General features: G+C 58.2%; 9 protein-coding genes. All 9 read right to left on the bottom strand.

The window, feature by feature from the left end:
- Positions 1-46 precede the first annotated feature (46 nt).
- Positions 47-1456: a type I glutamate--ammonia ligase gene (gene glnA, locus VEI50_02785; protein ID HXX74033.1), complete on the bottom strand. Its 1410-nt coding sequence runs from the start codon at positions 1454-1456 to the stop codon at positions 47-49.
- Between the two features lie 48 nt (positions 1457-1504).
- On the bottom strand, positions 1505-4171 hold the full coding sequence (glnD, locus tag VEI50_02780) for a [protein-PII] uridylyltransferase (protein ID HXX74032.1): 2667 nt from the start codon (positions 4169-4171) through the stop codon (positions 1505-1507).
- Between the two features lie 20 nt (positions 4172-4191).
- A complete protein-coding gene (locus VEI50_02775; protein HXX74031.1) occupies positions 4192-4530 on the bottom strand; it encodes a P-II family nitrogen regulator in 339 nt (112 codons plus the stop codon).
- Between the two features lie 106 nt (positions 4531-4636).
- Entirely contained in the window at positions 4637-5968 is a 1332-nt protein-coding gene (locus VEI50_02770; GenBank protein HXX74030.1) for an ammonium transporter, read from the bottom strand.
- Positions 5969-5978: 10 nt separating this feature from the next.
- Positions 5979-7772 carry an NAD+ synthase gene (locus tag VEI50_02765; protein ID HXX74029.1) on the bottom strand — a complete coding sequence of 598 codons (1794 nt, stop codon included), beginning with the start codon at positions 7770-7772 and terminating at the stop codon, positions 5979-5981.
- A gap of 314 nt (positions 7773-8086) precedes the next feature.
- Positions 8087-8962 (bottom strand): urease accessory protein UreD, encoded by an 876-nt coding sequence (locus tag VEI50_02760; GenBank protein HXX74028.1) that lies wholly within the window; start codon positions 8960-8962, stop codon positions 8087-8089.
- A gap of 17 nt (positions 8963-8979) precedes the next feature.
- The gene (gene ureG / locus VEI50_02755) at positions 8980-9651 is read right to left on the bottom strand and encodes an urease accessory protein UreG (GenBank protein HXX74027.1); all 672 of its coding nucleotides are present in this window, start codon (positions 9649-9651) and stop codon (positions 8980-8982) included.
- A 129-nt stretch (positions 9652-9780) separates the two neighbouring features.
- Entirely contained in the window at positions 9781-10467 is a 687-nt protein-coding gene (locus tag VEI50_02750; protein HXX74026.1) for an urease accessory UreF family protein, read from the bottom strand.
- A 69-nt stretch (positions 10468-10536) separates the two neighbouring features.
- Positions 10537-11791, bottom strand: a 1255-nt coding sequence (gene ureC, locus VEI50_02745) for an urease subunit alpha (GenBank protein HXX74025.1), incomplete at its 5' end; no start/stop codon positions are given.

Genomic DNA, 11791 nt, shown 5'->3' with positions numbered 1-11791 from the left:
TCTCCTTGACCCGTCAACCCATCTTTTACAAGAGGACGAGACCTCCTTACACGTCGTAATACAGGAAGAACTCGTATGGATGCGGCCGTAGTCGCATGGTATCAACTTCCTTGCTGCGCTTGTAGCCGATCCAAGCATCGATCAGATCCTCCGAGAAAACCCCGCCCTTCAGGAGGAATTGATGATCCCGCTCTAGATTAGTCAACGCTTCGTCCAAACTGCCCGGCATCGTCCGGATCTTCGCTGCTTCCTTGGGCTCGAGATCGTAGAGATCCTTTTCAGCCGGTTCTCCCGGATTGATCTTGTTCTCAATCCCGTCCAATCCCGCCATCAGCATGGCGGCAAACGAGAGATAAGGGTTGCAGGCAGGATCAGGGAACCGCACTTCGATCCGCTTCGCCTTGGGACTGGGGGAATACATCGGGATCCTGATGCCGGCAGAACGGTTGCGGCTCGAATAGGCCAATAACACCGGCGCTTCGAAGCCAGGTGTCAGGCGTTTATAAGAATTCGTCGATGGATTCGTAAAGGCCGCCAGAGCCGGCGCATGTTTTAAGATTCCGCCGATGTAATGGAGGCAGATCTGCGACACACCCGCATATTCCTTGCCGGCGAACAGCGGTTTGCCTTCCTTCCAAATGCTCTGGTGGGTGTGCATGCCGGACCCGTTGTCCCCGAAGATTGGTTTCGGCATGAACGTCGCGGTTTTCCCGTGACGGCGCGCGACGTTTTTGACGACGTACTTGTACATCATCATCTTGTCGGCCGTCCTGACCAGCGAATCGAACCGAATGTCAATTTCAGCCTGCCCGGCCGTTGCGACCTCGTGGTGATGTTTCTCGATCTCGATTCCGGCCTTCTCCATCTCGAGGATCATCTCGCTCCGGATGTCCTGCTGGGTATCGGTCGGGGGCACGGGGAAGTAGCCCTCCTTGTGGCGGATTTTTCCACCCAGGTTGAACCCTTCCTGCCCTGAGTTCCAGACGCCTTCCTCCGAATCGATGAAGTAATAGCCGCTGTGACTGGTCTGGTCGTAGCGGGCCTGGTCGAAGATGAAGAATTCGGCCTCTGGTCCCCAATAGGAGATGTCCCCGATCTTGGTGCTTTGCAGATGTTTCTCCGCCTTTTGGGCGATGAATCGCGGATCGCGGTCGTAGGTTTCCCTGGAAATGGGGTCGACGACATTGCCGACCAGACTCAACGTCGGCACGGAACAAAAAGGATCGAGGAAGGCTGTGGCGGGGTCCGGCACGACCAGCATGTCGCTGTTGTTGATGGCCTTCCACCCTCGGATGGATGACCCGTCCATTCCCGACCCGTCCTTGAACAGCCCCTCCGTCAATTCATTGACGGGGATGCTGAAATGCTGCCAAGTCCCGATGAGATCGACAAACTTGAGGTCCACAATCTGGACCTTGTTCTTCTTTGCAAACTCCAACACCTCACGAACGTTCATCCCCCTCCTCCTTTCAACCCCTGCCGAGTGAATCCCTTACAGCCCTGATTAGGCCGCCTTGGCCTCAAGAAAATTCTCGATGGCCTTTTCGACACCCGCCCGAATCCGTTCGAGTTGGGCGTGGTCCTCGATCTTTTTCCCCCGCTGATCGGTGACATAGAACACGTCGGCAACCTGATCCAATCTGGTCGAAATGCGCGCCGCATGCACCGACAAGCCCAGTTGGAAGATCGTATTCGTCATAACATATAAGAGCCCTTGGCGATCGTCCGCAAACACGTCAATGATCGTGAACCCGTCGGACGTTTCGTTGTCGATCCGAACCTCCGTGGCTTCGCGCGCTTTCGGCAAGGGGCGCGTCAGCTTCAATCGGGCGCCGCGCCGGATGACGTCGTCGACATGTTCCCAGCCTTTCAACACCGCCGCCACACGTTCACCGACAAGCCGGCGCCGTTCAGCCGGCGGGGGACCGTTGTAATCCGGGTCCGTCACCTGAAACGTATCGATAACGATTCCATCGGCCCTGGTCAGAATCTGCGCGTCGAGAATCTGGAGCCCGTTACCCGCCATCACGCCCGCGATTTTGGAAAAAATCCCCGGCGTCAAATCGTCGTGTGCGATCACGGTATATTCACAGGTGCCGAGCTCTTGATTGAACTCCGACTCGACCACGACTTCGCCCGCATGGAGACGCCGGACGGCCGCCAGGTGCAGTGCGATACGTGCAGCGGACGTGCCGTAGAGGTACCGCTGTGGGAACTGGTGCAATTGCCCTTCGATCCACGCCTGGTCGACACCAGACAGAGCAGCCAGCGCCGGCTGGCGAAGAACGTCAGCGGCAATCTCGGTGAGGCCGGCGGCGATGTCCGCGGCTTCGCGTTCTCCCGACACCTCCGGGATGGTGCGGAGATACAGCTCGATCAGCAGGGATTCCTTCCATTTCGTCAAGACGCCGGGACCCACCGCCGCGATGTCTGCTGCTGTGAGCGCGAGGAGTTTTTTGAGCACTTCCGGTGTCCCCACTTCGCGGGCAAACGGCAGGACAACCTTGACGTCATTCGGGTCTCGTCGAAACGCGGTATGCGCCATCAGCAAGTGCCGATGGACCAAAAAGACCAACGAGCGTGTTTCCTGTTCATCGAACCCGAACCGAGCAGCGGCTTCTTCCGCCAGCCGCTTCCCCACTTCGCTATGGTCTTCCTCCTTCCCCTTCCCCAGGTCATGAAGCAGTACGGCCAGATGCAGAATGTCTTTTCGCTTAATTTCCCGATACACACCGCCTAAGACCGCTTGATCCTGTACCAGCGCTTCGGCTTTTCCGACGGCGAGGAGGCTATGCTCATCGACGGTATACTTGTGATACTGATTGAATTGCATCAGTCCACGAACGGTCCCCATCGCTGGAATAAGTTTCTCGAGCAAGTAGGCCCTGTGCATGGCTTCTAAAGTCTTGGCGGTTCCAGGGCCGGCCAAGATTCTCAGAAACGTCCGGCTGATCTCAGGTGTGCGATAAGCAGTTTCGGACGTCGCTTCGACATGCCGATGAATATCCTCCAACAGAGGCGGATCGATGGTCAGTCGTCGGCACCGGGCGACATCAAAGAGTTTCAATAAGAGGGCCGGACTGTCGAGGACACGCGTTCGTTTCTCATCGATTACCGTCAGCATCCCGCCGCGGACGACGAAATGTTCCTCCACTTTCGGAGCGGGGAGGAAGCGGGCTAACCGTTGACCGAGCGGGACACGTCTGCAACGCTCCAGAAATCGCATGCAGCGCTCGTGCAACCCCATCGTGTGCTGGTAGTACCGCTGCATGAACTGCTCAACCGCCAACAGATGCGGCTGATCGGTGAAACCGAATCGTTCGGCCAACCAGATCTGCTCATCAAAGGACAGAATTTCCTGGGCCATTCCCCCGTGCACGTGGAGCAGCGAGCGAACACGCCAGAGGAATTCCCTCGCCTCGACCAGTGCGAGGTAGTCGGCGCGAGAGAGAATGCCTCGATCCGAGAGCTCCCGAATCGTCGGTGCGTGATAGCGCGCCATCCCCACCCATTGGAGCACGTGGAGATCGCGAAGCCCGCCCTTGCTTTTCTTCACGTTCGGCTCGAGGAGATAGACCGTCTCGCCGAACTTTTCGTACTCGCGTCGACGCTCTTCAAGCTTGAGGTCCAGATAGGTATCCGTTGCCTGCGTCACGACCTTCCGCAGGTAGCGACCGTGAAATTCCTGGAAGAGGTCCGCGCTCCCCGCCAGGAATCGGGCCTCCATCATCGACGTTTTCACCGTCGAGTCCGTACTCGCCAGCTCAATACAATCGCCGATCGTCCGAACGCTGTGGCCCACCTGGCAACCGCCATCCCAAAGTGGACGCAGAACGGCCTGGACGAGCGGTTGGACCCGCAGGCCGACTTCCGGCCGAAACAGGACCATCACATCGATGTCGGAGTACGGCGCCAATTCTCGACGGCCATACCCGCCCAGGGCGACTACACAACACTGTCGTAGCCCGATCGACGCCAGTTCCTCTCCACCCTGGCGAACGGCGGTCCGGTAACAGCCGGTAATGAGATCGTCCATGAGATCGGTCATGGCCGCCATTGTCTCCGCTCCCGAAGCGCCTTCGATCAAGCGAAGACTGATGGCACGGCGTTGTTCCGCCAGGATCGCCGCAAGGCTCCTAGTGTCCCGGTCGAGAGCAGCTGTGGTAGACATGCGGTCGTTCGGCGACATGATCACAACGCAGTTTCTCCCGTCTCTCCAGTTCTAATACGGACAGCTGCATGTAAATCGCGGACGAAGATTTTTCCATCTCCAATACTGCCGGTCTTTGCGGCACGAGTAATGGTTTCCAGGACCCGCGGGACTTGATTATCCTGCACCGCCACCTCGACCTTGACCTTAGGAACGAATTCGATGGTGTATTCCTGCCCGCGATAGGTCTCTTTATGACCTTTTTGCCGGCCGAATCCTTTGACCTCGGTGACCGTCATGCCTTGCACGCCGATTTCGAGCAAGGCGTCCTTCACCTCATCGAGTTTGAACGGCTTAATAATGGCTTCCACTAGTTTCATGTCGTCTCCTCATAGGCTAGAGGCGAGTGGCACGAGGCGAGAGGCAAAGAGACGACACGATCTTTCCGACCCTCTAGCCCCAAGCCTCTCGCCTCACGTCCATCCATTATGAATACGCACGCTCATTATGCTGTGTGAGATCCAGACCTGTGGCTTCTTCTTCCGGCGAGACGCGCAATCCCATCCCACCCTCGACCAGCTTTAGAATCAAGTATGTCCCGACAAAGGCAAAAATAACAGCGGCTGCCACCGCCACGGTCTGAATTCCGAACTGACCGGAATTTCCGAAGAACAGTCCGTCTGATGCGGAAGGATTCACGGCTTTCGAAGCAAAGAGCCCGACCGCCAGGGTCCCGAGAATTCCGCCGACGCCATGGGTTCCCATGACGTCAAGGCTGTCATCATAGCCGATCTTTCCCTTCCAAACAATTGCGGCGTAAGAGCACAGACCGGCTGCAATACCCACAAGCATGGCCGATCCCGGACCGAGATAACCGGCTCCGGCCGTGGAGGTGGCCAGTCCGGCCACCGCTCCACTGGCAATCCCAAGCACCGTCGGCTTTCCCCGGTGTTGCCACTCGACGATCATCCACGCCAGCGCTGCCGACGCCGCTGTCACATGGGTTACCGTCACGGCGCCGATCGCCACGGCATTCGCCCCTCGGGCACTGCCGCCGTTAAACCCGAACCACCCCAACCAAAGCAATCCGGCACCGAGGAGAACGAACGGAAGATTATGCGGCGCCATGTAATCGGTCCGCCACCCGCGACGCTTACCCAGCACCATCGCGCAGGCCAGCGCACTCACACCGGAACTGATGTGCACAACCGTCCCTCCGGCAAAATCGAGCACACCCAACTTACTGAGCCACCCTCCGCCCCACACCCAGTGCGCTAGGGGCACGTAGACGAACAGGGACCACAGGGCGGCAAACAACACAGTCGCTCCGAATTTCATCCGCTCGGCGAATGCTCCGGCGATCAGTACCGGCGTAAAGGCGGCAAAGAGCATTTGAAACAGCATGAAGGCTTCGTGCGGGACTGTCGGTGCGTAAACCGGGTGGGGCATTGCACCGACGCCGGATAGTCCCACCCAATCGAGCCCGCCGATGACGCCGCCACGATCCGGCCCGAACGCCAGACTGTAGCCACAGACCACCCAGAGCACACTGACCACGCAGAGAATGGCGAACGCCTGGACCATCGTCCCGATCACGTTCTTGCTGCGAACCAATCCGCCATAGAAGAACACCATGCCGGGAATAATCATGCCCAGCACCAAAGCCGAGGCCGCCAACATCCAGGCCGTATCGCCGCTGTCGATTCCGCCCGGAGGCAAACGAGGGCTCATTTCTTCGGCAGTGACGATCGGTGCCCAAAGGATCAGATTCATGAGCATTGTGCTGACCCACAGCCAAGATCGATGCAGGCTTGTCATCAGAGCCTCCTCATGATCCGCTCGATTCGATGCCTCGATACGCGTTCGTGATCGGCATGCGTCGATCTTTGCCCAAGCCGCGATGCGTGATCTTGATGCCGACCGGCGCCTGCCTTCGCTTATATTCGCTGCGATCCACCAGCGCGACGACGCGCAGAACCGTGGCTCGCTCGTATCCCATCGCGATGATTTCGTCGACCGACCGATCTTCCTCCACGTATGATTTGAGGATCGGATCGAGCACCGCGTAGGGCGGCAGACTGTCTTCATCTTTCTGATTGAGTCGCAGTTCCGCCGTCGGCGGTCGATCGAGAATGCGCTTGGGAATCACGGCTGTTCTGTCCCGGCGATTGCGGAGTGTGGCCAGTTCATAGACCATCGTCTTGGGCACATCCTTGATGACGGCAAACCCGCCCGCCATATCGCCGTACAGTGTGGCGTACCCGACACTCATCTCGCTCTTGTTGCCGGTGGTCAAGACAAGGTGCCCAAACTTGTTCGAGAGCGCCATCAACAGATTTCCGCGGATGCGCGCTTGGATATTCTCTTCGGTCGTGTCGACTGGTTTTCCGGAAAAGAGGGGAGACAAAGACTGCAGATAGGCCTCGAACGTCGAGGTGATCGGAACAGTCCGGCACTCGATCTTCAATCGACGAACCAGCTCCGCCACATCCTCGCCACTTTCCTGGGACGTATAGGGCGATGGCATGAACAGGCCGACCACGTTCTCCGCCCCGATCGCATCGACCGCAATGACGGATGTAAGCGCGGAGTCGATCCCCCCACTCAATCCGATGACCACGCGTTTGAACCCGTTTTTCCGCACATAATCCCTGACCCCCAGCACGAGCGCCAGATAGACCTCTTCAAGCTCACCCAGGGGCGTCGCGAAAGACGACACTAGACGAGCCGGCTTCGTCTTTGTCGCGGGAAGCTTCACCGTGAGCCGATCGACGACCGCCGCCATTTTTCCGCTGAGGGGTTTTTTGCGTTCGCGCGCCATGAGAGCACGCACCATCGCATCCACATTGAGGTCGGCGACCACCAAATCCTCCTGGAACGCTCTTCCTCTTGCCACCACCTCACCAGCCGGGTCCACGATCACACTGTTCCCGTCGAACACCAGTTCATCTTGTCCACCCACGGTATTGGTGTAGGTCACGATGACCCCGTTCTCCCGGGCCCTGGTGACCAGCATCTGCTCGCGGAATCGGCTCTTCCCGATATGGAACGGCGACGCATTAATGTTGACGATGACGTCGGCTCCCGCCGCGGCCTGTGCACGCGTCGGCCCGTCGGGAAACCAGATGTCTTCACAAATGTTGACGGCGATCGTGACGCCACGAAGACCGACCAGTGAAAGCCTTCGGCCAGGGTGGAAGTAACGGCCTTCGTCGAACACCCCATAGTTCGGCAGGAGCCACTTGCTGTAGGTGGCTACCAGACGCCGTTCGGCTATGATGGCCGCCGCATTGTACAATTCGTGCCGATCGGCTGAAACGACCGACGGTGGTCCAGATTTCTCCCGGGCCATCGCCCCCTGTCCGACATAACCGATGACCGCGACGATTCCGCTACAGTCATGGGCAATCTCATCAAGTGCGCGCCGGTTGTCATCCACGAAACCAGGCTTCAAGAGAAGATCCTCGGGGGGATACCCCGTCACGGCCAGTTCAGGAAACGCCACCAGATCAGCCTTGGCTTTGCGTGCTTCTTTGATCCAGGCCCTGATCAGACGGGAATTCCCGGCGATATCGCCGACCGTCGGATTGATCTGAGCCATGGCGATACGAAACGTGCGCATTTTCGGTCACTCAATTAAGGGTGTTCAAAATGGCTTTCCAACAAGGCCGCAGGAAGCGAAGACCGCGAGGCGTACTTCCTCGGAGTACGTTGAGTGGTCTGAGCCACCGAGAACGCTGTTGGAGGCCATTTTCAACAGCCTGTCAAAAAAAAACGCCCTCAATCCCAAGAGAGGACCGAGGACGCCATTGTCCGTGATAAGTGCTGGTTTAATATGGAGACTCCGTTGTCTCCGGACGCGTGCCAAGAATACCATCGGGGCTCGCGGGGTGTCAAACCTCTTTCCCGAGCCGATTAGTACACCGGTCCCGGTAATCAATACTTCCGCAAGGTCGCAGGAGGTAAGTTCCAGAGAGCCTTGCGCACCGCTCCCCATAGAGCAGTCAACGTCGACGTCAGGTCCGGGGCAGACCTGGAGACCAATTTCACCACCAGACCGGGAACCGCCGGTTGAGATACGCCGCCAAGCACATGATCGGGATATTCCTCAAGAATTGCTGCGAGGGCTGCTTCGAGCGAAGTCCAGACGCTCGACTCGACTTGATCTCCGATTACAAATAGCGATCCAACATAGTCCCACTCCTCTGCTAACCCATGACCGATTAGCTTATCGGCCGGCGCGAGCACATAACGTTCCCTCACCGATGCGCCAGCTGCCGTTCTGATTCGGATATCGTTCTCGAGGCTCTTGAATTTCCATCGTTCTCCGCGGGCGATCCGGCCTGAAGCGATCGCGTCCCACAACAACACAGACGCACCGGCAGCCAACTTCACTTCGATGGTTTGGCGAAAGCGCGAGCCGGCAAAAGGGATAGTATGGTCCGGGAGCCACTCGAGAATGGCACCAGGCCCAAGACGAAGATCAATCTCCTGAACCGACACCTCACCCAACGATCGGTAGATGCGGTTCGCAGAGGGAGCAGAAATGAGGACGTGCGCATCCTCGTCCAGTTCCATGTTGATGGACAGGTGATCACCGCCGACCAGTCCGCCGGAAGGATTGAGCAACAGTGTATACGCTGCCCCCGATTCGTCCAGATAAATCGGTGGGAGGAGATGCCAGGGACTGGTGCAGTGGGAGCGGGCAATGATCGTCTTGTGATTACGCCTGGCGTAGCTAAGCCGCAGCTCTCCGGTGCGTCCGACGGAAGAGATGTGGGCGGCTTCGCCCCCCTTTCTTGTCCGTACCACTGGAAGCGATGAAACAATCAGGACCGTCGCACGCGCTGGGGAATTCGCTGCTCCACCCAGTCCACCACTCGATCCAGCCCCTCCCCGGTCAGCAGATTGGTAAACACGAACGGCAGGTTGCCACGCATGCGCCGGCTGTCCCGTTCCATGACGGACAAGTCGGCCCGCACGTAGGGTGCAAGATCCATTTTGTTGATCACCAGGAGGTCCGATCGCGTGATGCCAGGACCACCCTTGCGGGGAATCTTATCGCCCTCGGCGACGTCGATCACGTAAATCACGTGGTCCACGAGTTCGGGACTGAACGTCGCCGCCAAATTGTCTCCTCCACTTTCAACGAAGATCAACTCTAGATCCGGATGTCTGCGCACTAATTCATCGATGGCTTCCTGGTTGTGCGAGGCGTCCTCTCGGATCGCTGTATGGGGACAGCCGCCTGTCTCCACGCCGAGGATCCGGTCAGGAGGCAAGGCCCCGTGGGTGGTCAAAATCTCAGCATCGATTTTCGTGAAGATGTCATTGGTGACGGCGGCCATGCTGAAGCGATCGCGGAGTTTCCGACATAAGGCTTCTACCAGCGCCGTTTTGCCCGATCCGACCGGGCCTCCGACCCCGATGACCGGGACATGCTTGGCGCGAGCCATGGTCGCGCGGCCGCCACCACTATGATGTTCATCGGCTCGATGCATGAGTCCTCGAAGAGCTTATGGCACAAGTGAAGAGCTGATAGCTTATAGCGTATGGCATATAGCAGAAACAAAACCTAACATCTAATCAGGATTTCGTTCGTGCTATACGCCATCAGCCATCTGCTCCCCTTATGACCGAAACAACCTCCACTCCAATTGGCCATGGCGCATCCCATAGATATCCTGGACCGGCGACCAGGAACTCAATCCAGCCCCGGTTCTGGCTTGTCGGCTGATTCGGCCGATCAGTGGGAGCCAGCCATCAAGCACGCGTTGGCCTTCACGCTGCCCGATCGGAAGCAGTCGCATCGCAGCCGACACGAATCCCACCGCTGTTTGGTACAAGAAGACTGCGACGGTCTCCTCGCTCTTCCAACCAGCGGCGCCGAGTGTCAGCCCTAAGCTCACTGCTAAGTGACCGGGGGTTTGGCCTGCCACCACTTTGGCGAGATACTTCTTCAAGATTGCCTTCCCTTCCGCCTGCTCAGCCGCAATCTTGATGACCTGCCGTCCCATCTGGCGGCTGGCCAAGCGCGTTTCGCGGCCGGTCTTCATGGATTCTAGCTCGAGATCGACCTTCAGTGCCTTCTCAAGATGTCCCGCTAACCCAGCCTCGTTTGCTATTTTCGCCGCGAGAGCCTCGCGCCGGCTCATTCCGCTGTGCAATAGGTCTTCGACATACCGGGATAGCCCAACACTGTCTTTCACCGCGCCAGCTTGTATCGCCGCCTCGAGTCCCGATGAGTAGGCATAGCCGCCGGAGGGGAAGAAACTGTCGATGAAACGAAGGCCCTGTATGAGCGAAATGGTGTTCATATCGTATTCCGGCGAGAGGCAAGGGGTTCAGACAGTATGTCCTCTCGCCCCTAGCCCCATGCCCCCAGCCTAAAATAAAAAATACCGCTGCGCCATCGGGAGCACCGCCGCCGGCTCGCAGGTCAGCCGCACACCGTCCGCCGTGACGACATAGGTTTCGGGATCGACCTCTATCTTGGGCAGATAGTCGTTCAGCTTCAAATCGCGCTTCTTCACACTCCGACAATTCTTCACCGCGGCCACGCGTTTCTGAAGACCGAGCTTCTTGGGAATTTCCCGATCCAATCCGGCCTGCGACAGGAAGGTCATGCTGGTGCTGGACAGAGCCCGCCCGAACGACCCAAACATCGGCCGGCTGATGATCGGTTCCGGCGTCGGGATCGAGGCGTTCGGGTCCCCCATCTGGGCCTGCGCAATGAACCCGCTCTTGAGGACCATTTCAGGTTTGACGCCGAAGAAGGCTGGTTTCCAGATCACAAGATCCGCAATCTTTCCGGTTTCCACGGATCCGACCTCATGGGCAATCCCGTGCGTGATTGCCGGATTGATGGTGTACTTGGCTACGTAGCGTTTGGCCCGAAAATTGTCGTTCTGTGACGAGTCCTTCCCTCCACCAGCCGACAGATGTCCCCGCTGCACTTTCATCTTATGGGCCGTCTGCCAGGTTCGGATGATCACTTCTCCTAGCCGCCCCATCGCCTGTGAGTCGGACGACATCATGCTGATGGCCCCCAAATCATGCAGCACGTCTTCTGCCGCAATGGTTTCGCGCCGGATGCGCGATTCGGCAAACGCCACGTCTTCCGGCACACGCTTGTTCAGATGGTGGCACACGATCAGCATGTCGAGATGCTCGTCCATGGTATTCACGGTGAACGGCATCGTCGGGTTGGTCGAGGACGGCAGCACATTGGGCTGACCGCAGACCTTAATGATATCGGGCGCGTGCCCACCACCGGCACCTTCCGTGTGGAAGGAGTGGATCGTCCGACCCTTGAACGCTTTGATCGTGTCCTCCACGAAACCGGCTTCATTCAAGGTGTCGGTGTGGATGGCAATCTGCACGTCGTAACGTTCCGCGACGCTCAAACAGGTGTCGATCGCAGCCGGTGTCGTGCCCCAGTCTTCGTGAAGCTTCAATCCGATCGCGCCAGCCTCAATCTGCTCGTTCAATCCTTCGGGCTGCGACGAGTTGCCTTTTCCGAGAAAGCCCAGATTGATGGGGATCCCGTCCGATGCTTCCAGCATCCGATAAATGTTCCAGGGCCCCGGCGTGCAGGTCGTGGCATTGGTGCCGGTAGCAGGACCAGTGCCGCCGCCGATC

The organism is Nitrospiraceae bacterium (assembly GCA_035623075.1).
Classification (GTDB): Bacteria; Nitrospirota; Nitrospiria; order Nitrospirales; family Nitrospiraceae; genus DASPUC01.
This window is presented reverse-complemented; position numbering and strand designations above follow the sequence as displayed.